This is a genomic window from Agromyces ramosus (assembly GCF_030817175.1).
GTDB lineage: Bacteria > Actinomycetota > Actinomycetes > Actinomycetales > Microbacteriaceae > Agromyces > Agromyces ramosus_A.
Map to the genome: position 1 here is coordinate 1691760 of NZ_JAUSYY010000001.1, position 19608 is coordinate 1711367.

Annotated in this window: 22 protein-coding genes and 1 pseudogene; 4 read left to right on the forward strand and 19 right to left on the reverse strand. The window is 70.1% G+C overall.

Going from position 1 to position 19608, the window contains the following annotated elements; all coding sequences use genetic code 11:
- The first annotated feature begins 114 nt into the window (after window positions 1-114).
- A complete protein-coding gene (locus tag QFZ26_RS07910; RefSeq protein WP_307040912.1) occupies window positions 115-1161 on the forward strand; it encodes a hypothetical protein in 1047 nt (348 codons plus the stop codon).
- 23 nt (window positions 1162-1184) lie between these two features.
- Here QFZ26_RS07910 and QFZ26_RS07915 read toward each other — a convergent pair whose 3' ends face one another.
- The 5 genes from QFZ26_RS07915 to rpmB all read right to left on the reverse strand — a co-directional run bounded on the left by QFZ26_RS07915 (window position 1185) and on the right by rpmB (window position 4565).
- Window positions 1185-3161 (reverse strand): cytochrome c oxidase assembly protein, encoded by a 1977-nt coding sequence (locus QFZ26_RS07915; RefSeq protein ID WP_307040914.1) that lies wholly within the window; start codon window positions 3159-3161, stop codon window positions 1185-1187.
- Between the two features lie 106 nt (window positions 3162-3267).
- Entirely contained in the window at window positions 3268-3555 is a 288-nt protein-coding gene (locus QFZ26_RS07920; protein ID WP_307040916.1) for an HU family DNA-binding protein, read from the reverse strand.
- A 297-nt stretch (window positions 3556-3852) separates the two neighbouring features.
- On the reverse strand, window positions 3853-4158 hold the full coding sequence (gene rpsN, locus QFZ26_RS07925) for a 30S ribosomal protein S14 (protein WP_307040918.1): 306 nt from the start codon (window positions 4156-4158) through the stop codon (window positions 3853-3855).
- A gap of 3 nt (window positions 4159-4161) precedes the next feature.
- Window positions 4162-4329, reverse strand: a complete 168-nt coding sequence (rpmG, locus tag QFZ26_RS07930) for a 50S ribosomal protein L33 (RefSeq protein WP_022892462.1) — start codon at window positions 4327-4329, stop codon at window positions 4162-4164.
- Entirely contained in the window at window positions 4329-4565 is a 237-nt protein-coding gene (gene rpmB / locus QFZ26_RS07935; protein WP_307040925.1) for a 50S ribosomal protein L28, read from the reverse strand. The genes rpmG and rpmB overlap by 1 nt, the downstream gene beginning before the upstream one ends.
- 250 nt (window positions 4566-4815) lie before the next feature.
- Between rpmB and QFZ26_RS07940 the strand changes: the two genes are divergently transcribed.
- Entirely contained in the window at window positions 4816-5208 is a 393-nt protein-coding gene (locus tag QFZ26_RS07940) for an MmcQ/YjbR family DNA-binding protein (RefSeq protein WP_307040928.1), read from the forward strand.
- On the opposite strand, the gene QFZ26_RS07945 is transcribed toward QFZ26_RS07940, so the two are convergent.
- From QFZ26_RS07945 to QFZ26_RS07980, 8 genes are all read right to left on the reverse strand, one after another.
- Window positions 5205-5864, reverse strand: a complete 660-nt coding sequence (locus QFZ26_RS07945; RefSeq protein ID WP_307040931.1) for a hypothetical protein — start codon at window positions 5862-5864, stop codon at window positions 5205-5207. The two genes, QFZ26_RS07940 and QFZ26_RS07945, sit on opposite strands and share 4 nt — an antisense overlap.
- Window positions 5865-5910: 46 nt before the next feature.
- Window positions 5911-7251, reverse strand: a complete 1341-nt coding sequence (locus tag QFZ26_RS07950; protein ID WP_307044988.1) for a glutamate decarboxylase — start codon at window positions 7249-7251, stop codon at window positions 5911-5913.
- A gap of 230 nt (window positions 7252-7481) precedes the next feature.
- Window positions 7482-7877, reverse strand: a complete 396-nt coding sequence (locus QFZ26_RS07955) for a Fur family transcriptional regulator (protein WP_307040932.1) — start codon at window positions 7875-7877, stop codon at window positions 7482-7484.
- Window positions 7874-8716: a metal ABC transporter permease gene (locus tag QFZ26_RS07960; RefSeq protein ID WP_307040934.1), complete on the reverse strand. Its 843-nt coding sequence runs from the start codon at window positions 8714-8716 to the stop codon at window positions 7874-7876. The genes QFZ26_RS07955 and QFZ26_RS07960 overlap by 4 nt, the downstream gene beginning before the upstream one ends.
- Window positions 8716-9684 (reverse strand): metal ABC transporter permease, encoded by a 969-nt coding sequence (locus QFZ26_RS07965; protein WP_307040936.1) that lies wholly within the window; start codon window positions 9682-9684, stop codon window positions 8716-8718. Before QFZ26_RS07965 ends, QFZ26_RS07960 begins: the two co-directional genes overlap by 1 nt.
- A 14-nt stretch (window positions 9685-9698) precedes the next feature.
- Entirely contained in the window at window positions 9699-10487 is a 789-nt protein-coding gene (locus tag QFZ26_RS07970; RefSeq protein ID WP_307040938.1) for a metal ABC transporter ATP-binding protein, read from the reverse strand.
- Window positions 10488-10491: 4 nt separating this feature from the next.
- Window positions 10492-11214, reverse strand: a complete 723-nt coding sequence (locus QFZ26_RS07975) for a metal ABC transporter substrate-binding protein (RefSeq protein WP_307044991.1) — start codon at window positions 11212-11214, stop codon at window positions 10492-10494.
- Window positions 11174-11581 carry a metal ABC transporter substrate-binding protein gene (locus QFZ26_RS07980; protein ID WP_307040940.1) on the reverse strand — a complete coding sequence of 136 codons (408 nt, stop codon included), beginning with the start codon at window positions 11579-11581 and terminating at the stop codon, window positions 11174-11176. Before QFZ26_RS07980 ends, QFZ26_RS07975 begins: the two co-directional genes overlap by 41 nt.
- 153 nt (window positions 11582-11734) lie before the next feature.
- Here QFZ26_RS07980 and QFZ26_RS07985 point away from each other — a divergent pair, with 153 nt between their 5' ends.
- Window positions 11735-12220 carry a GNAT family N-acetyltransferase gene (locus QFZ26_RS07985; protein ID WP_307040942.1) on the forward strand — a complete coding sequence of 162 codons (486 nt, stop codon included), beginning with the start codon at window positions 11735-11737 and terminating at the stop codon, window positions 12218-12220.
- Between the two features lie 4 nt (window positions 12221-12224).
- Here QFZ26_RS07985 and QFZ26_RS07990 read toward each other — a convergent pair whose 3' ends face one another.
- From QFZ26_RS07990 to QFZ26_RS08005, 4 genes and pseudogenes are all read right to left on the reverse strand, one after another.
- The gene (locus QFZ26_RS07990) at window positions 12225-13679 is read right to left on the reverse strand and encodes a dihydrolipoamide acetyltransferase family protein (protein ID WP_307040944.1); all 1455 of its coding nucleotides are present in this window, start codon (window positions 13677-13679) and stop codon (window positions 12225-12227) included.
- Between the two features lie 61 nt (window positions 13680-13740).
- A pseudogene (locus tag QFZ26_RS07995) lies at window positions 13741-14701 on the reverse strand (alpha-ketoacid dehydrogenase subunit beta).
- 125 nt (window positions 14702-14826) lie between these two features.
- Window positions 14827-15960 carry a thiamine pyrophosphate-dependent dehydrogenase E1 component subunit alpha gene (locus tag QFZ26_RS08000; protein WP_307040946.1) on the reverse strand — a complete coding sequence of 378 codons (1134 nt, stop codon included), beginning with the start codon at window positions 15958-15960 and terminating at the stop codon, window positions 14827-14829.
- Between the two features lie 16 nt (window positions 15961-15976).
- Window positions 15977-17155: a histidinol-phosphate transaminase gene (locus QFZ26_RS08005; RefSeq protein WP_373460698.1), complete on the reverse strand. Its 1179-nt coding sequence runs from the start codon at window positions 17153-17155 to the stop codon at window positions 15977-15979.
- Here QFZ26_RS08005 and QFZ26_RS08010 point away from each other — a divergent pair.
- Window positions 17154-17543 carry a phage holin family protein gene (locus QFZ26_RS08010; RefSeq protein ID WP_307040950.1) on the forward strand — a complete coding sequence of 130 codons (390 nt, stop codon included), beginning with the start codon at window positions 17154-17156 and terminating at the stop codon, window positions 17541-17543. The two genes, QFZ26_RS08005 and QFZ26_RS08010, sit on opposite strands and share 2 nt — an antisense overlap.
- A gap of 33 nt (window positions 17544-17576) precedes the next feature.
- Here QFZ26_RS08010 and QFZ26_RS08015 read toward each other — a convergent pair whose 3' ends face one another.
- Both QFZ26_RS08015 and QFZ26_RS08020 read right to left on the reverse strand, forming a co-directional pair.
- Window positions 17577-19064 (reverse strand): hypothetical protein, encoded by a 1488-nt coding sequence (locus QFZ26_RS08015; protein ID WP_307040952.1) that lies wholly within the window; start codon window positions 19062-19064, stop codon window positions 17577-17579.
- Window positions 19049-19534 (reverse strand): hypothetical protein, encoded by a 486-nt coding sequence (locus QFZ26_RS08020; RefSeq protein WP_307040954.1) that lies wholly within the window; start codon window positions 19532-19534, stop codon window positions 19049-19051. Before QFZ26_RS08020 ends, QFZ26_RS08015 begins: the two co-directional genes overlap by 16 nt.
- Window positions 19535-19608 lie beyond the last annotated feature (74 nt).

Sequence of the window (19608 nt, forward strand, 5' to 3'; positions counted from 1 at the left end):
GCAAGCGGGCAGGCGCCCCTGCGGGCGCGCTCCAACTGTAACGCCGCCTCGGTGCCCGCCCCGGGGCTGGGGATATCCTCAGCTTCCCATTCTCGCCCCCATAGACTTGGGCGGGTGGGGGATTCCAGCGTGCGAGGCAGTCGGTTGTCGCCGATGTCCGTCGTCGGATGGATCGGGCTCGCGCTGCTCCTCTGCGGCGCGTTCTTCGCTGCCCTCGGTGCGCTGAACCAGACGATCTACGGCGCATCCGGCTTCGTCGAGCGCTACCTCGAGGCGATCGCGAACGACGACATCGCCACGGCCTCCACGACACCCGGTGTCGCACTCGATGCCGCCGAGCTCGAGGCGCTCGGGCTGCCGGCGAACGTGTCGACGGCGATGCTCCGCTCGGGCGTGATCGAGTCCGGTCCTGAAGACGTCAGCATCGTCAGCGACATCGCCAAAGACGACGGGACGCACACCGTCACCGCCAGCTACCGTCTCGAGACGGCGATCATCGAGACGGCGTTCGACGTGCGCCCCATCACCCCCCTCTACGGCGTGCTCAACCGCTGGGAGTTCGCGGTCAGCCCGCTCGCGGTCATCGACGTGACAGCCGCCCACAACCCGATCTTCACCGTCGGTTCGCTCTCGCTCGACGCACGGGCGGCGAAGCCGGTCGACGAACTGCTCGCGTTCACCCAGGTCACGCCGTACCTGGCGATGGCACCCGCGGTCTACGAGTTCCGCTACGACTCGACGCTCCTCACCGCAGCACCGGTCGCCGCGCAGGCCGACCCGTCAGCCCGGGTGGCGGTCACCGTCGACGCCCAGCCCACCACCGTGTTCGTCGAACGGGTGCAGGTGAAGGTCGACGAGTACCTCGCGGGCTGCACCGAGCAGCACGTGCTCCTGCCGGCGCAGTGCCCCTTCGGCATCGAGATCGACGACCGCGTGGTCAGTGAGCCGCAATGGAGTATCGTCACCTCGCCGGTGGTCACGCTCACGCCAGGCGAGACGGCGTTCGACATGCCCCCCACCGAGGGCATCGCCCACATCAGCGTCGAGGTGCAGTCGCTCTTCGACGGCGAGCTCTCCACGGTCGAAGAAGACCGTCCGTTCACCCTGGCGCTGAGCGCGACGATCAACCCCGACGGCAACATCGCCATCCAGCTCAAGTAGCGCGCCGGGGCATCCGGTGACCGCTACTCGGCGCGGAGGTCGTGATCGGCGATCGCCGCCAGTCGCGCGTTGTACTCCTCGAGCTCCGCGTCGCCCGTGCGGTCGGCGTGCCGGTCGCGGCGCTTCGACTCCTTCTCGTCGCTGCGCGACCACTGCACGGCGACCGTGATCGCGAGGGCGACCGTCGGGATCTCGCCGATCGACCACGCGATGCCGCCACCGAGCTGCTGATCGACGAGCGCGTCGGTGCCCCACCCCATCGCGCCGTACCAGTCGGCGAGCAGCAGGCCGGTGCCCGACATGATCGCGAGGCCGAAGAACGCGTGGAACGCCATGGTGCCGAGCAGGAGGACGAGCCGGAACGGGTAGGGCAGGCGGTAGGGCACCGGGTCGATGCCGATCAGGGACTGCACGAACAGGTAGCCCGTGATCAGGAAGTGCACGATCATCCACTCGTGGCCGATGTGGTCGACCATCGTCCAGCGGAACAGGGGCGAGTAGTAGAACACCCAGAGCGAGCCGGCGAACAGGACCGCCGCGACGATCGGGTTGGCGATGACGCCCGCGAACTTCGAGTGCACGGCGAGCAGGATCCACTCGCGGCCGCCACGGCTGCCGTCATCGCGCGGGCGGATGGAACGCGCCGCGAGCGTGACCGGTGCGCCGGGCACGAGCAGCACCGGCACGGCCATCGTGAGCACCATGTGGCCGAGCATGTGCGCCGAGAAGAGGTACTGCTCGTAGACGTTCACGCCGCCGTTGGTGACGTAGGCGAGCAGCACGAGCCCGGCGACCCAGAGCACTGCGCGGTAGACGGGCCAGCGGTCGCCGCGCTTGCGCAGGCGGCGGACACCGGCGAGGTAGAAGAAGATGCCGAACCCGCAGGCGAGCAGCCAGATGAGGTCGGGGCTCCACTCGGTGAAGTAGCGGGTCCAGTCGGGCCACGGCGGCAGGGGCTCGCCGGTGAGGATCTCGGCGGGGGTGCGGGCGAGCGAGCCGGCCTCGGCTTCCGAGACGGGTGTCGCGGTGCGGGCGAGGGCGGCCGCGACACCCGACGCGAGGCCCATGAACGCGAGCTCGACGACGACGAGGAGCCAGAACGTGCCGGTTCCGGATGCCCCGGCGCGCGACATCCGGCCGATCAGGAATCGGCGCTGGGCCGCGCCGAACAGTCCGAGTGCGACGAGGGCGGTCAGCTTCACGAGCACGAGCACGCCGTAGGGCGTCGCGAGCTCGTCCAAGGTGCCCACGCGGAGGGCTGCGCTCGCATATCCCGAGAGCGCCACGACGATGAAGCAGACGAGAGCGACCGTCGAGTAGCGGGCCAGCACGACGGGCAGCCGGTCGACGCCGAGCTCGCGTCGGAGCAACACGATCGTGACGAGCCCGCCCACCCAGGCCGCGGCGAACACGAGGTGCAGGCCGAGGGCGGTGATCGCCTCGGAGTGCCCGGCCGAGCCGGCCGCGTGACCCTGTTGCGCGAGCGGCACGAGCGACGTGACCGCAAGCACCGTGACGAAGACGAGCGCGGTGTGGTTGCGCACCGCGAAGCAGAGCACGGTCACCGTGGCCGCGACGAGCGTCGTCGTGAGCCACGCCTGGCCGAGTTCGATCGTGGTGACGAACTGCCCGAGCTGCTGCCCGAAGGTATCGCCGATGTCGAACGGTGCGCCGGTCACGACGAGGAAGGTGAAGAGACCGCTCGCGGCACTCGCGACGGTCATGACAGCGGCGGATGCCGCGGCCACGTCGAGCGCGAGGTCGAACTCGCGCCGTTTCGGGGTGAGCGCCCACACCGCGAGCACGAGCGCGCCGATCATGCCGGCCGCGCCGAGGTTCACGAACAGCTTCGCGACGGGGACGCCGTACCGGGCGACGGGCCCGGGGTCCTGGATCAGCTGCTCAGCCGCTCCCCCGCCGTAGGCGAGGCCCGCGAACGTCGCGACGAGGGCGACGAGGGTGAGCACGGCAGGGCCGAGCACGCGGACGGAGCGGGGCACCGGACCAGCCTATGCGGTCGTGCCCGAGCGCCCGCCCAGCGGAAACGCAAGGAAACGACGAAGGGGCGCACGGCTCACGCCGCACGCCCCTTCGTGAAGACCTTGGTTACTTCGCAGCAGCCTTGAGCTTCGAGCCGGCCGAGACCTTGACCGAGTAGCCGGCCGCGATCTGGATCTCGGCGCCGGTCTGCGGGTTGCGGCCGGTACGAGCTGCACGGTGCGTGCGCTCGACGGCGATCCAGCCCGGGATGGAGACCTTGGTGCCGGAGCCGACGGCCTCGGCGAGCGCCTCGAAGAGGCCGCCGAGCACGGCATCGACGGTGGCCTGGCTCTGTCCGGTCGACGCTGCGACCTTCGCGACGAGCTCGGTCTTGTTGAGCGACTTGTCAGCCATTGAATGTCCTCCTCGGACCTTCGCTGTTCGGTACAGCAATTTGTGAGTTCTCGGGAACGATCGTTCAACCGCCCCCGGTGGCCGGTCGGGCCGCCTCGAATGTAGCAGAGATCCGCGGATTTCCGCGGATTTCCGGTACTTTCGGGCACCTTCGTGCCCGGCGTGTCGCCGAGCGGATGCCTCGGCGGACCCCACGATCGGACGAACGGGATGCTCCAGCGGGCGAGGAGACGACGAAAAGGGGCGCCCCTCGCGGGACGCCCCTCTCGGTGAAGCGGTGAAGCCTGGAGCGGTGAACTACCAGCTCGACTTGGTGATGCCGGGCAGCTCGCCACGGTGCGCCATGTCGCGGAAGCGAACACGCGACACACCGAACTTCGAGAGGTTGCCGCGGGGGCGACCGTCGATGGCGTCACGCGAACGGACGCGCACCGGCGACGCGTTGCGCGGAAGCTTCTGGAGGCCCTGACGAGCCGCCTCGCGGCTCTCGTCGGTGCCGTTCTCGTCGACGAGCGCCTTCTTCAGCTCGAGGCGCTTGGCCGCGTACCGCGCGACGATCACCTTGCGCTGTTCGTTGCGCGCGATCTTGCTCTTCTTCGCCATGTCTTAGCGCTCCTCTCGGAAGTCGACGTGCTTGCGCACTACGGGGTCGTACTTCTTGAGCACGAGACGGTCGGGGTTGTTGCGGCGGTTCTTGCGGGTCACGTAGGTGTACCCGGTGCCGGCGGTCGACCGAAGCTTGATGATCGGCCGAATGTCTTGCGCCTTCGCCATTAGAGCTTCACCCCACGTGCCTGCATGTCCTTGACCACTGACTCGATGCCGCGAGCGTCGATCACCTTGATGCCCTTGGCGGACACGTTGATGGTGATGTTCCGACGAAGCGACGGCACGAAGTACGTCTTCTTCTGCACGTTCGGGTCGAAGCGGCGCTTCGTCCGGCGGTGCGAGTGCGAGATGTTGTGTCCGAAGCCGGGAATGGCTCCGGTCACCTGGCACACTGCTGCCATTGGTTTCCTCCAATACCGAGGGGCGGATGCCCCTCCCAAGGTCTCTTGTCTGCTGACCTTCCCCATGCGAACGCCCACGATCTCTCGTGGATTTCTGCGGGGAGTGTCGCGGCATGGACAGTGGAAGTGCCCAGCCAAAGAGCCAGCTTACCAGACGGCGGGCGAGCGTCGGAATCGAGCCGATGCCGCGTGCGGGCAGAGCGACCGGGCAGGGGTGCGGCGCGGCATCCGGAAGCGTACCCTGACGCGCATGGCGACGTGGGACGACGTACGCGAGCTCGCGCTCGCCCTCCCCGAGACGAGAGAGCATGTCTCGCGCGGGAGCCTGCACTGGAGGGTGCGCCTGAAGAGCTTCGCGTGGGAGCGCCCCCTTCGGCGCGCCGACCTCGACTCGCTCGGCATCGCGGCACAGACCGGCGCGGTGCTCGGCGCCGCGACCGAGGATGAGGCCGTGAAGCGGGCGCTCATCGCCGAGGACCCGACGGTGTTCTTCACGACGTCGCACTTCGAGGGGTACGCGGCCGTGCTCGTGCACCTCGATCGCATCTCGCGCCGGCGTCTCACGGAAGTCGTCGCGGAGGCGTGGGCGGCCAAGGCTCCCCCGCGTCTGCTGCACGAGCACCTCGAGCGAAATCCCGACTAGTTCGCTGCGGCCGGCTCGTCGACGTCGATGGCGCGGCGCGACAGGAGCGCCGCGACGAGGAAGCACAGCGCCCCGATCAGCGTGCCGAGATTCGCCCAGAACAGGCTCACGAAGTCGTCGGTCCTCGGCGACACGAATGCCCCGACGGCCGATACCCCGAACGCGATCGAGCCCAGCATGTTCAGGAGGGTGCCGTGCCAGGAGCGCGCGTCCCGGTCCCAGAGCTCGCCACGATCCTTGGTCGCGACCACCGCCAGGGCGCTCGAGATGAGGAATGCCGCCGACCCGAAGGCGTCGGGCCGCCACCCGGCGCCGATCTCGTTCGGGTCGCGGATGGCGGCGGCGAGCGCCTGCCAGGTGCTCACGTTGAAGAAGAGCGTGCCGGCGAACTGGATCGCGGCCGCCCACCAGTCGTAGCGGTCGGCCTGGTTCGTGCCGCGCCGCGGTGGCCGGCGCCCGCTGAGGCTCAGCTGGATGAACCCCGCCGCGGTGAAGAAGAGCGAGCCGATGAAGAACGTCACGCCGACGACGACCGCGCCCGCCCACTCCGCGTAGAAGGGCACGGCGCCGACGAGGAAGCACACCGAGCCGATCGCGAAGCCCCAGGCCTCGCGGCGCAGGCGGAGGCGGCGGGAGGCGGGGGCTGCGGCCCTCACGTCCCCCGCCTCGCCCCTCGGCTCCGCGGCCTCGGCCATTCCCGCCCTAGTGGGTGAAGGAGGACACGAGGCCCTCGGTGGGCATCGGCGATTCGAGCCGATCGAGGTAGTCGACGGCCTCCGTGATGTCGACGATGAGGGACTCGGCGAGGTTGCGGCTGAGTCCGTTGCGCACGACGATGCGCTGCACGGTGAGGTCGGTGAGATCGTCCGGCATCGGGTACGCGGGAATGAGCCAGCCCTTCAGCCGCAGCCGCTCCGACAGGTGGTACAGGTTCCATTTGTCGGTGTGGCCCTTCGCCAGCTGCCAGGCGAACACCGGGATATCGGTGCCGTCGTTCCACAGCTCGAAGGCGGGCATCTTGCCGATCTCGCCCGAGAGGTACACCGCGACATCCTGCGAGGCCTTCTGCACCTTGTAGTAGCCGTCCCACCCGAGCCGGAGGAACAGGTAGTACTGCAACAGCACCTGGGCGCCCGGGCGCGAGAAGTTGAGGGCGAAGCTCGGCATGTGGCCGCCGAGGTAGGTCACGTCGAAGACGAGCTCCTTCGGAAGGTCGTCGACCGAGCGCCAGACCACCCAGCCGAGGCCCGGGTACACGAGTCCGTACTTGTGCGCAGAGGTGCTGATCGAGATGACCCGATCGACCCGGAAGTCCCACTCGAGCTCGGGCTGGAGGAACGGTGCGATCATGGCGCCGGATGCCCCGTCGACATGGATCTTCACGTCGAGCCCCGTGTCGGCCTGGATCTTGTCGAGCGCGGCCGCGATCTGCGCGACGGGCTCGTACATGCCGGTGTACGTGACCCCCATGATCGCGACGACGCCGATGGTGTTCTCATCGACGTACTTCTCGAGCTCGTGGCCGTCGAGCACCTTGTGCTCGTCGGTGATGGGCACGTAGCGCGCCTCGACGTCCCAGTAGTTGCAGAACTTCTCCCAGCACACCTGGACGGCGCTCGAGAGGATGAGGTTCGGCTTCTCGGTCGACCTGCCTTCGGCCCGGCGCGCGAGCTGCCAGCGTCGCTTCATCGCGAGGCCGCCGAGCATGCATGCCTCGGAGGAGCCGATCGTCGACGTGCCGATGGCGTTGTCGGTGTCGGGCGCGTTCCAGAGGCTCGCGAGCATGTTCCAGCAGCGGGTCTCGATCGCCGCGGTCTGCGGGTACTCGTCTTTGTCGACCATGTTCTTGTCGGCGGATTCCGAGTACAGCCTCGTGGCGTACGGGTCCATCCACGTGCCGACGAACGTCGCGAGGTTCAGTCGCGCGTTCCCGTCGAGCATCGCCTCGTCGTGCACGATCTGGTAGGCGGTCTCCCCCAGCGATTCACCCTCCGGCAGCCGATTCAGCGGGAAGTCGGTCGCCTCGCCGGCGCGAGCGAACATCGGGTTGAGCTGGTTCGTGTCGCCGGTGCCGCTGAATCCCCTCGGTGAGTCGATGTGCGTGGATCCTCTGGCGCTCGAGTGCTGAACGGTCATCGAAATCTGCTCCCCTGTGTGCAGGCGTTCGACGTCAGACGGCGCGGAGCGGGTACCCCTCATCGAGCGCATTCCCCGTGCACAGTGTGCTCGCCGGGGCACCGTTCTCGCAAGGGATCGTGAGGAACGTTCGGCTGTCAGACGGCAGCGAGCTTCGTGCAGTTCGCGCACAGGCCGAACACGTCGACGACGTGGGCGGCGCCGGTGAAGCCGTGCTCGGCGGCGACCCGCTTGGCCCAGGTCTCGACCTCGTCGGCAGCGATCTCGACGGTCAGCCCGCAGTTGCGGCAGATGAGGTGATGGTGGTGGCCGGTCGTGGTGCACGCGCGGTAGAGGGCCTCGCCGTCGGGCGACTGCAGCGAGTCGGCCTCACCCGTCGAGGCGAGGTCGCCGAGCGCCCGATAGACGGTCGCGAGCCCGATGGGTGATCCGCTCGAGTGCAGCGAGGAGTGCAGCGCCTGGGCGCTGATGAAGCCCTCGGTGTCGTCGAGCGCCTCGCGAACGGCTTCGCGTTGCCAGGTGTTGCGCTTCATGCGATTCGTGCATCCTCTGCGGTCTCGACCGGTATGGAGACTCGATTCAACGGTAGCCCGCGCACCTTGGAGATTCCCAGTGCGAGGAGGAAGAACGCGGTGGCGGCGATCGCGATCGCCGGGCCGGCCGCGATCGCGAGTGCGCGAGAGGCGAGCACGCCGACGACGCCGGATGCCGCACCGATCAGCGGCGCCGCGACGAGGATGCCCCCGAAGGTCGGGGCGATCAGGCGAGCCGCGGTGGCCGGTGCGGCGATGAGGGCGATCGCGAGGATCGCGCCGACCGCGGGCAGCGAGCTGACGACGACCGCCGCCGTGAGGCCCAGCACGAGCAGTTCGACGGGCCACTCGCGGTAGCCCGCGGCGCGGAATCCCGGGGGGTCGAACGTCGAGAACGCGATCTCCTTGCCGAAACCGGCGACCACGATCACGGCAATGACGGCGACGGATGCCGCCAGCAGAATATCTCCGTCGCTCACCGTGAGGATCGAGCCCACGAGCAGCGAGTCGGCTCGCACGGGCAGGCCGGGCAACGCCGCCTGCAGCAGGGCGCCGGCCGCGAAGCCGCCGGTCAGCACGATGCCCGCCGCCACTTGGGCTCCCTGCCGGCGCACGCGGGCGATGCCCGCCATGACGGCGACGATGACGACGGATGCCACGGCCGCTCCCAGCGGCACGCTCACGCCGATCGCGGCCGCCGCAACTGCGCCGGGGTAGCTCGCGTGCGTGAGGGCCTGCGCGAAGAACGTGCGGCGGCGCAGCACGACGAGGGCGCCGACGAATCCCGCGCCCGCGCCGATGACGATCGATGCGAGCAGTGCGCGTTCGAAGTAGCCCATCAGCGCCCCTCCCCCGCTGCCGACGGCCGGATGACCGGGTCGGCCAGGTCGGCCGGCTCGGCCGGCTCGGGTCCGATCGCCGCGCGGTTGTCTCCCGCCGCCCGTCGATCGAGCAGCCACCGCGCGAACAGCACGAGTCCGTAGCCGAGCACGAACACCGCGACGATGGTGGCGCCCGCCGGCAGTTCGAGCCCGGCGCCGACCGACATCCCGAACCCGGCGGCGAGCCCCAGCCATGCACCGAGCGCGGCGAAAGCGGCCGCGGCCGGGAAGAGCCACCACAGCCGCTCGGTGACGAGCCGTGAGACGGCGCCGGGCACGATCAGGAGGGCGAGCACGAGGAGCGTGCCGATGGTGCTCGCCGCGGCGACGACGACGAGCGCGACGGCGGCGTTGAGCACGAGGTCGAGCGTGAGGCCCGAGTCGCCGGCGGCGCGGCTCGCCCGTGCGTCGAACGCCCGGAACACCTGCTGCTTCAGCGTGACGGCCACCGCAGCCAGTGCGATGAGGCTCACGAGGACGAGGGGCAGCACCTCGGCAGGCGGGATCGTGAGCACGCGACCGAAGAGGAGGGCCTCGAGCTCGCCGGCGTAGTCGTCGCTGCGCGAGACGACGATGACGCCGACGCTGAAGGTCGCGGTGAGCACGATCGCGATCGCGGCATCCGAGGTGACCCCTGCCCGCGCCAGCAGCGTCAACGCGACCGCGCCCGCCAGCGCGGCGATCGCAGCCCCCGGAAGCAGCCCGGCTGTTCCGCCGATCGCCAGCCCGATCGCGAGTCCCGGGAACACGGCATGGGTGAGCCCATCACTGATGAACTCGAGCCCGCGCAGGTTCACGAGCACGCCGACCACACCCGCCACGAGTGCGAGCACGAGCATCACGACGAGGGCGCGCCCCATGAACGGGATCGCGAACGCCCCGAAGAGCACGTCGCCGAGGCTCACCGGGGCATCGCCGAATCGCATGCCGTGAGGAGCATTCAATGCCCCTCGTGACCGGGCACCACGAGCGTGTGCTCGTCGATCTCGACCTCGACGCCTTCGAAGCACTCCTGCACGTTGCCGAGCGTGAGCACCTCGTCGACGGGGCCGCTCGCGAGCTGGGTGCCGTTCACGAGCACGACCGTGTCGCACACGAGGCGAGCGAGTTCGAGATCGTGCGTCGAGACGAGCACCGAAACGCCGCGCTGCTTCAGCCTGCGGATGGTGTCGATCAGGGCGTCGCGATTCGCCTGGTCGAGGCCGTTGAACGGCTCGTCGAGCAGGAGGAGCCGGGGCTCGGATGCCAGGGCGCGCGCGAGCAGGCCGCGCTGGCGCTGCCCACCCGAGAGCTCGCCGAACCGACGCTTCACGAGGGCGCCCAGGCCCACGGTCTCGATGGCGTCGCGGACCGCGGCCCGATCGGCTCGACCCGGCCAGCGGAAGAGCCCGAGCGAGCGATACCTGCCCTGCATCACGACCTGCTCGAGGTTGATGGGGAAGTCGGCGTCGAGTTCGGCCGACTGAGGCAGGAACCCGACCATGCCGTCCGGAGCATGTACCGGTCTCTGGGCCGCTGCAGCGTCGGCATCGGCGAACGACATGTGCCCGGCGGTCTGCGGCACGAGGCCGAGCACGCCCTTCAGCAGCGTCGACTTGCCCGCGCCGTTCGGCCCGATGAGTGCGACCGCCTCGCCGGGTGCGATCGAGACGTCGAGCCCGCTCACCCCGGCGCCGCCGGCGTAGGTGAACGCGACGCCGTCGAGGCGAAGCACGGGGGAGTCGGTCATCAGGTCATCCTTGCAGGGCCGCCGGAAGCGCGGAAGGCTCGACTCCCCACGATTCGAGGATCAGCCGCGCATTGTGCACCTGGCTGTCGAGGTAGGTGGCGCCGTCGGAGCCCGGTGCGCCCAAGGAGTCGCCGTACAGGGCGTCGGGCCCGGAGTACACCGTCACGCCCGCCTCTGCGGCGATCGTCTCAGCCGCCTTGGGCGAGATCGACGCCTCGGAGAAGACCGCCTGCACGCCCGTCTCGGCGATCTTCGCCACGAGGGCGTCGATCTCGGCGGCGCTCGGCTCGGCGTTGTCGTCGAAGCTCGGGATGACGCTGCCCACGAAGGTGAGGTCGTAGGCGTCGACGAAGTAGGTGAACGCGTCGTGGTTCGTGACGAGCAGCCGGCGCTCGATCGGCACCTGGGCGACGTTCTCCTCGATCCAGGCGTCGAGTGCGTGGAGGCGTTGAAGGTAGGCCGCCTCGTTCGTCTCGAGCGCGTCGGCGTCGACGCCAGGCACCTCGATCAGGCCGTGCGCGATGTTCTCGACCATGTGCTCGGCGAGCTCGGGGTCGGTCCAGATGTGCGGGTTGCCGTCGCCGTGGTCGTGGCCTTCGTGGTCGTCGGCCTCGGCCTCCTCGGCGTGGTCGTGATCGTCGGTCGCGTCGGGTTCATGATCCGCCTCGTCGGCGTGGTCGGCATGGTCATCGGTGCCGAACAGCTCGATGCCCGTGCTGGCGTCGATGAGCTCGCCGTCGAAGCCCGACGCCCGCGATCGCGTCGTCGAGCCAGCTCTCGAGCCCGCCGCCGTTCACCACGAGGGCGTCGGCATCGGAGAGGGCGAGCAGCTGTGCGGCCGACGGGTCGAAGCTGTGCGCGCTCTGGCCCGCTGAAAGGAGCTGAGTGACGTCGGCGGTGTCGCCGAACAGTTCGCGGGTGAAGTCGCCGACCTGGGTCGTCGTGGCGACGATCGCGGGGCCGCTTGCGGCTGCGTTCTCGGACGCCGCGGGTGCTGCGCACCCGGCGAGCACCACTGCTCCCGCTGCGAGCACCGCGCCTCCGGCGAGGGGTGCGAGCAGTCGGCCGGTGGAGAGGCGAGGACGTCGGGTCATGAGAAGGACGCTACGCTTATTGATAATGATTGTCAAAACCATCCGGCGCGTCAGTCGACTCCAGCAAGGACAACGCCACCGCCGAGCCGACATTTCCCGTCATCCTGTGGAGAGGTCTGGCGAGTGTCGCACCGACATGCAAGGCTGAAGTACGTGGACACGACGACGACCCCCCTCACGTTGCATCCGTTCACCGTCGCCGATGCCGAGCGCGTGCTCTCCGGCGAGGTCGACCCGCACGACGGGTGGGAGGGCGGCTACGCCTTCACCGATGAGCCCGAGTTGCTGAGCGCCTACGTGCACGCCGCTCGCGAGTCCGGCGACCCGGCGCCGTACGGCCCCTACCTCGTGCGCCGTTCCGCCGACGATGCGACCATCGGCGGCGTGAACCTCTTCGGCCCGCCCGACCCCGACGGCGCGATCGAGTTCGCCTTCGGTCTCGTGCCCGCCGTGCGCGGCCAAGGGCTCGCATTGCACGCGGTGCTCGAGACCCTCGCACTGGCTCGCTCGACGGGCGCGTCGAGCGCCCGGGCAGAGGCCGAGGTCCACAACCTCCCCGCGCGGCGCGTGCTCGAGCGCGCCGGCATGAGCGAGGCCGGGCGCACCACCGACACCGTGACCTACGCGATCCGGCTGTAGCGGACTACTCCAGCAGCAGTGCAGGCTCCTCGATGATCGAGGCCACGTCGGCGAGGAAGCGCGAGGCCACGTCCCCGTCGACCACCCGGTGGTCGAAGGACGCACCGATCGTGGTGACGAATCGCGGTCGCACTTCGCCGTCGACCACCCACGGCTTCTGCTTGATCGTGCCGAGGGCCACGATCGCGACCTCGCCGGGGTTCAGGATGGGCGTGCCCGTGTCCATGCCGAATACGCCGATGTTCGTGATGGTGATCGTGCCGCCCTGCATCTCGGCCGGCTGCGTCTTGCCCTCCCGCGCAGTGAGCGTCAGCTGCTCGAGCGACGCGGCGAGCTCGACCATCGTCATCGCCTGCGCCTCCTTGATGTTCGGCACGATCAGGCCGCGAGGGGTGGCCGCGGCGACGCCGAGGTTCACGTAGTGCTTGACGACGATCTCCTCGTCGGTCCACTGGGCGTTCACCGAGGGGTTGCGGCGCACTGCCCAGATCATCGCCTTGGCCATGATCAGCAGCGGCGAGATGCGCAGGCCCGCGTAGTCGGGTGAGGCCTTCAGGCGCTTCAGGTACTCCATCGTGCGGGTGGCGTCGACGTCGACGAACACGCTCACGTGCGGCGCGGTGAACGCGCTGTGCACCATCGCGTTCGCGATCGCCTTGCGCACGCCCTTCACCGGGATGCGGTCTTCGCGCCCCTCGGGCCACTCCGGTGTCTGGATGTTGCGGAAGACGCTCACCTGGCTCGCGTCGCGGATCACGTCGTCGCGCGTGATGTCGCCGATCGGACCCGTGGGCACGACGCGGGAGAGGTCGACGCCGAGGTCTTTCGCGAGCTTGCGGATCGGCGGCTTCGCGATCACGGGCACCCCGGTGTCGAGTCGCGCAGCAGGCGCGCTCGGACGAGCGGCGGGGGTGCCCGCCGCAGCCGCGGCGGCGGACGCCGGGGGAGCGGTCGGGGCAGCGGTTGCCGGCACGGTGGCGAAGTTCTCGTGCGCGCCACCCGGTGACGGATGCCGCTTGCGCCGTGTGGGCGCCGGCCCCGACGATCCGTGGCCCACGAGCACCGCGCCACCGCCCTCGGACGCGGTCGGCGCATGCGACGCGACGGTGCCCGACGGGGGAGCGGGAACCGCGGGGGCGGCCGGCGCCGTCGACGGGGCCGGTGCGGATTCGGCCGGCGTGGCACCCGGCGCGGGGGAGGCAGACCCGGGGCCCGGGGCATCCGTCTGGATCACCAGGATCGGCGTGCCGACGTTCACCGTGTTGCCCTCGTCGACGAGGAGCTCGGAGACGACACCCTCGAACGCGCTCGGCAGCTCGACGAGCGACTTGGCCGTCTCGATCTCGACGAACACCTGGTCGAGCGCGATGCGGTCGCCGGGGGCGACCCGCCACTGCACGATCTCGGCCTCGGTGAGACCCTCGCCGACGTCAGGGAGGGGGAATCGGATCTCGCTCATGTCTACACCCTCGCAGTCGATCTATGCCGTCGTCGTCATGTCAGTGCGCCGCGGCGCGCCGTCAGTACTTCAGTGCCCGGTCGACGGCCTCGAGCACCCGGTCGGGACTCGGCAGGTACTCGGTCTCGAGCGCGGCCGGCGGGAAAGGGGTGTCGAAGCTCGACACGCGCAGCACCGGCGCCTCGAGGGAGTAGAACGCCCGCTCGGCCACGGTCGCCGCGATCTCGGACCCGATGCTCACGAATCCGTAGGCCTCTTGAGCCACCACGAGCCGACCCGTGCGCTGCACCGACGCGAGCAGGGGGCCGTAGTCGATGGGGGAGAGCGAGCGCAGGTCGACGACCTCGATGCTCGTGCCCTCGTCGGCCGCGATGTCGGCGGCCTGCAGCAATGTCGAGACCATGGCGCCATGGCCGACCACCGTGACATCCGTGCCCTGACGGATGACCCGGCTCGCGTGCAGCGGCATGCCCGAGTGATCGAGGTCGACCGGGCCCTTCGGCCAGTACCGGCTCTTCGGCTCGAAGAACAGCACGGGGTCGTTCGAGGCGATGGCCTCTCTGGATCATCCAGTACGCGTCGTGCGGGCTCGACGGGCTCACCACGCGCAGGCCCGGAGTGTGCGCGAAGTACGCCTCGGGGCTCTCCTGATGGTGCTCGATCGAGCCGATGTGGCCGCCGTAGGGCACCCGGATCACGACCGGCATCGACAGCGCGCCGTCGTGGCGCAGCGTGAGCCGGGCGAGCTGCGTGGTGATCTGGTCGAACGCGGGGAAGATGAAGCCGTCGAACTGGATCTCGACGACCGGCCGGTAGCCGCGCATCGCGAGGCCGATCGCGGTGCCGACGATGCCCGACTCGGCGAGCGGGGTGTCGAGTACGCGCTTGTCGCCGAACTCGGCCGAGAGCCCCTCGGTCACGCGGAACACGCCGCCGAGCGGACCGATGTCCTCGCCCATGAGCAGCACCTTGTCGTCGGCGCGCATCGCGTCGCGGAGGCCGGCGGTGATCGCCTTCGCCATCGACAGGGTCTGCACGCCGCGGCGCTCGGGCTCGGCGACGGATGCCTCGGCGGGCGTCGCGGCAACGGACTCGGGCGCTGCGGCATCCGTGACCGCGACCTGCTGCTCGTGGTCGGTGCGTGCGCTCATGCTGCGCCTCCCTCGAAACCCGACTCGTAGGCGTGGAGCCACGCCGACTGCTCATCCATGAGCGGGTGCTGGTCGGTGTAGACATGCGCGAAGATCTTCTCGCGGGTCGGCGCCGGCACGTCGAGCGCCCGGCGGCGAAGGTCGGCAGCCACCTCGGCGGCCTCGGCGTCGACGTCGGTGAAGAACGCGGCGGATGCCCCGCGGCCCTCGAGCCACCTGCGGTAGCGCGTGATCGGATCACGCTCGGCCCAGTACTCGACCTCGCCGTCGGTGCGGTACTTCGTGGGATCGTCGGCGGTCGTGTGTGCGCCCATGCGGTAGGTGACGGCCTCGATGAGGCTTGGGCCGTGGCCGCCGCGCGCCTCTTCGAGCGACTGCCGCGTGACGGCGTAGCTCGCGAGCACGTCATTGCCGTCGATGCGCACGCCCGGCATGCCGAAGCCGTGACCGCGCCCGGCGAGCGGGCTGCGCGACTGCCGCGAGACGGGCACCGAGATCGCCCACTGGTTGTTCTGGATGAAGAACACCTGCGGCGTCTGGTAGCTCGACGCGAACACGAGGGCCTCGCTCGCGTCGCCCTGGGAGGTGGCGCCGTCGCCGTAGTACACGATGACCGCGGCATCCGTCTCGGGGTCACCCGTGCCGGTGGCGCCGTCGAACTGCATGCCCATGGCGTAGCCCGTGGCGTGCAGGGTCTGCGAGGCGAGCACGAGCGTGTAGAGGTGGAAGTTGCCGTTCTCCTCGGGGTTCCACCCGCCGAGCGTCGCGCCGCGGAGGAGGGCGAGGATGCGCACCGGGTCGAGTCCGCGGATGATGCCGACGATGTGCTCGCGGTACGACGGGAAGAGATGGTCTTGCGGGCGGGCGGCGTGTGCCGAGCCGACCTGCGCGGCCTCCTGGCCGTGGCTCGGCACCCAGAGCGCGAGCTGGCCCTGCCGCTGCAGGTTCGCGCACGCCAGGTCGATGCGTCGCGAGACGGCCATGTCGCGGTAGAACCGCTCGAGGGTGGCGTCGTCGAGCGCCTCGACGACGGGGAGGTACGGCTCGGCCTCAGCCGAGGGACGCAACTCGCCCTCTGGGGTCAGGAGCTGGACCGTCGGCGCGGTGAAGTCTCTCTCGCGGGCTGCCACCGTTCCACGCTACCCGCTATGCGGGACGCCCTTCTTGTGAGACCGGAACAAGCTCCCCGAGAATCCGGAGGAGGGTATCGACAGATTCCTCCTCGCCGACCGACACCCGGATGCCGTCGAGCGGGAACGCGCGGGTGACGAGTCCCGCGTCGAACAGTCGCTCGGCGACCGCGGTCGTCTCGTTGCCGGTGGGCAGCCAGACGAAGTTGCCCTGGGCGACGGGCACCGGCCAGCCCTGCTCGACGAGAGCGGCGCGGAGCCGGTCGCGACGCTCGACGATGACGTCGACCCGGTTGAGCAGCTCGGCCTCGGCGTCGGGCTCGAGCGAGGCGATCGCTCCGGCGGAGGCGGTGGCCGTGACGCCCAGCGGGATGGCCGTGGAACGCGCGGCGTCGAGGATCGGCACGGCACCGATGGCGTAGCCGACGCGAAGCCCGGCGAGTCCGTAGGCCTTCGAGAAGGTGCGCAGCACCACGAGGTTCGGGTAGCGGCCGAGCAGAGCGGTGCCATCGACGGCTCTGCCCACGGCTTCTGGCTCGTCGCGCACGAACTCGATGTAGGCCTCGTCGAGCAGCACGAGCCGGTCGCTCGGGACCTTCGACATGAACGCCTCGAACTCGACCGCGGTGACGATCGTGCCGGTCGGATTGTTCGGCGAGCAGACGATCACGACGCGGGTGCGATCGGTGACGGCCGCAGCCATCGCGTCGAGGTCGTGGCCGTGGTCGGCGTTGTTGGGCACGGTGACGCTCGTGGCGCCGGCCACCGTGACGAGCCCGGGGTACGCCTCGAAGGAACGCCACGAGTAGACGACCTCGTCGCCCGGGCCGGCAGCGGCCGCGATGAGCTGCGCGAGCAGCGACACGGAGCCCGCGCCGACGAGCACCTCGTCGACGGAGACGTCGTGCCGAGCGGCGAGGCGTTCGCGGAGGGCGAGGGCCGAGGCATCCGGATACCGGTTGAGGTGCGAGGCGGCGTCGCTGACCGCCGCGGCAACCGACGGCAGCGGGTCGAACGGGTTCTCATTGCTCGAGAGCTTGAAGCCGTCGGCGGGCGCTGGACGCCCCTGCCGGTACGCGGGAAGGGCGGCGATCTCGGGGCGCAGGCGAACGCTCGCCCCCGTGGGCTCCGGTGCGGTCACGTTTTCCACCGTACCGCTTCGCCGGCCGCGGGCCGTCTGCCAAAGTTGAGCCATGCGCTTCTTCGTCAAGGTCATCGTGATCGCATTCGCCCTCTGGCTCACGACATTCATCGTCTCTGGGGTGAACGTGGTGCCCTACGACGACACCACGATCGCCACGGTGCTCACCTACCTGCTCGTCGCGCTCATCTTCGGGCTCGTCAACGCGTTCATCGGCACGTTCATCCGCGTCGTCGCCTTCCCGATCTACGTGCTCACGCTCGGCCTCATCTCGTTCATCGTGAATGGGCTGCTGCTGCTCATCGTCGACTGGATCAGCGGCCTCATGGGCTTCGGGCTGCGCATCGACGGATTCTGGTGGGGCGTGCTCGGTGCCCTCGTGCTCGGCCTGATCAGCTGGCTCATCGGACTCCTCGTCCGACCGCGGTCGGGCAACGACTGACGCCGCGGCGGGCGATTTCGAAGCGGCCGTGACTCATCGTCGCGTTGCGGTCCACGTCGTCATCGCGCCATCGCCGCCGCCCGTGAACTCCGTGAGGCGCTCACGGAACTCCACGAGCCGTGCCTCCTCCGAGGCGTCGACCAGCGCGGCGGTCTCGCGGTAGCGCACGAGCTCGTGAGCCGGCACGGCGGCTGCGTACTCGCGTCCGGCCTCGAGCACGCTGCGAGAGACCGTCAGTCGGTCGGGTGACGGATGCCCGCGGCCTCCGGTGGCGGGCACCAGGTCTTCATCGTGCTCGATGGAGAGCAGCGGCACGCCCTCGGCGAGCGGGGCGGACGCGACCGGGCCACCGAGGCTCACGGCACCGACGACGTTCAGCGTGGGATCGCCGGCGAGCGCGGCGACCACCTCGCCACCACCGGAGTGTCCGGCCGCGAACAGCGCGTCGCCGGGCCGAGCGCCCGCTTCCTCGAGCGCGAGGCGTACCGCCGCCTCGGTCGCGCCGGAGTCGGCACCGGCCAGGCGCAGGGCGTCGAGCGTGGAGTCGTCGGCGATGCCGTGCACGTTCGCGGTCATGTCATTCGTCTCGGCACCGGCGGTGAGGCTGAAGTCGACGGTGCCGCCGACGTAGACGATCCATCGGGGATCACCGGCGTCACCGTATCGCTCGACGCGGATCTGCGCGCCGCCGTCGGACGTCGGGATGCGGTCGGCCAGCTCGCCGATGCCGTTGGGCGCCGGCACGCGTCCCTGGACCGGCTGCGCGACGTCATCGGCGTTCGGCGGCCCCATGCTCTGGTCGGCCCGACGGTCGGGCAGTGGTCGCGAGCGCTCCACCTTCACCGGGCCGTCGACGAGCACTCGACTTCCCGCGACCACGCCGAGGAGGCCGGCCGCGCCGAGGAGCATCGAAGCGTTCTCTGGTGCGCCGATCTGCTGCCCGAGCGGGCCGAGCACGCCGGGAACGTCGAGTGCCCCGCCGGCGAGTTCGTCGGCGGAGTCGGCCACCGTGCGCACGAGCCGCACGAACGCGGGGTCGGAGAGCAGGCCCCGATGCTCTGCTACCAGCGTTTCGAGCGGCTTGGTCAGGCCGAGGCGCTCGGCGAGCGAATGTGCGCCGGTCGCGACGACGGCAGGGACGATCAGGAAGGGGGCCGCCACGCCGAGCATCCATGCGCCGATGCGGCCGCCGAGTTGCCACGCGAACTCGATCTGGCGCTCGGTGGCGCCGTAGTGCTCGGCGCTCTCGATGAGCGCCGAGCGAAGCGAGCCGGCACGTTCATGCACCTCACGGAGATGCTGGAGTGCTCTCGCCATGCTCCAGCCGGGAGAGGTCGTGTCCCACCGAGCGGCGGGCTCTCGCAGGTCGAGCTCGTGAAGCCCTCGCGCGATGATCCCGGCGCGCTCGAGCCAATCGGCCGTCGCCCCCTCGAGGCTGCCGAGGCGTGCGGCATCGACGAAGAGCTCGTCGGTCGCCACTGCGGTGGTCGCGCCGCTCGTGATGGTCAGCGCGTCGTCCACAGGGCGGCCCCCAGCTCGTTGTTGCGTGCAAGCGTTCGTCGCGAGTCGGCCGAAGGCAGTGAAGGCGCCGGATGCTTCGGAGCCGCTGCCGGGGCGGCATCCGGAGTGCCCGCGACCCCCGCGACCCTCTCGACTCCCTCGGCTTCCGCCGTGCGCGCGGCCTGCGCCGCCTGCACGTCGAGCTGCGCCTCCATGCGCCGAATGCGGTCGACGAGTTGCGCCTCGGCGTCTTCGAGCGACTGCCGAGCACCTACGGCCCAGTTGCGCAGCTCGTCGAGGCGCTGCGAATAGCGTTCAGCGGCCGCGGATCGCCAGCGGCCGAGGCCTGACGGCAGCGAGCCGGGCACGGCACCGCTCACCTCCGCGACGAGGTTCCGCAGCATCAGGAGCAGGGCGCGCGCCGCCTCGACCCGATCGGGCGTGATGGGCCGACCGCCGAGTGCGGCGACGAACGGATCGGAGTCGTACACGCGACGAGTCTCGCGCCCACGCCGGCTCGAGATCGCCCGCACGCCCGCTTCCGTGCAGGCCGCCTCCGACGGTC

Excerpts from the sequence above, each read along its gene's own strand:
- QFZ26_RS08010 (WP_307040950.1), top strand. The coding sequence starts at position 17,154 with ATGCGCTTCTTCGTCAAGGTCATCGTGATCGCATTCGCCCTCTGGCTC.
- QFZ26_RS08005 (WP_373460698.1), bottom strand. The coding sequence starts at position 17,155 with ATGGCTCAACTTTGGCAGACGGCCCGCGGCCGGCGAAGCGGTACGGTG.
- QFZ26_RS07970 (WP_307040938.1), bottom strand. The coding sequence starts at position 10,487 with ATGACCGACTCCCCCGTGCTTCGCCTCGACGGCGTCGCGTTCACCTAC.
- rpsN (WP_307040918.1), bottom strand. The coding sequence starts at position 4,158 with ATGGCGAAGAAGAGCAAGATCGCGCGCAACGAACAGCGCAAGGTGATC.
- rpmG (WP_022892462.1), bottom strand. The coding sequence starts at position 4,329 with ATGGCGAAGGCGCAAGACATTCGGCCGATCATCAAGCTTCGGTCGACC.
- QFZ26_RS07960 (WP_307040934.1), bottom strand. The coding sequence starts at position 8,716 with ATGGGCTACTTCGAACGCGCACTGCTCGCATCGATCGTCATCGGCGCG.
- rpmB (WP_307040925.1), bottom strand. The coding sequence starts at position 4,565 with ATGGCAGCAGTGTGCCAGGTGACCGGAGCCATTCCCGGCTTCGGACAC.
- QFZ26_RS07920 (WP_307040916.1), bottom strand. The coding sequence starts at position 3,555 with ATGGCTGACAAGTCGCTCAACAAGACCGAGCTCGTCGCGAAGGTCGCA.
- QFZ26_RS07980 (WP_307040940.1), bottom strand. The coding sequence starts at position 11,581 with ATGACCCGACGTCCTCGCCTCTCCACCGGCCGACTGCTCGCACCCCTC.
- QFZ26_RS07955 (WP_307040932.1), bottom strand. The coding sequence starts at position 7,877 with ATGAAGCGCAACACCTGGCAACGCGAAGCCGTTCGCGAGGCGCTCGAC.
- QFZ26_RS07965 (WP_307040936.1), bottom strand. The coding sequence starts at position 9,684 with ATGCGATTCGGCGATGCCCCGGTGAGCCTCGGCGACGTGCTCTTCGGG.
- QFZ26_RS07940 (WP_307040928.1), top strand. The coding sequence starts at position 4,816 with ATGGCGACGTGGGACGACGTACGCGAGCTCGCGCTCGCCCTCCCCGAG.
- QFZ26_RS07990 (WP_307040944.1), bottom strand. The coding sequence starts at position 13,679 with ATGAGCGAGATCCGATTCCCCCTCCCTGACGTCGGCGAGGGTCTCACC.
- QFZ26_RS07950 (WP_307044988.1), bottom strand. The coding sequence starts at position 7,251 with ATGTTCGCTCGCGCCGGCGAGGCGACCGACTTCCCGCTGAATCGGCTG.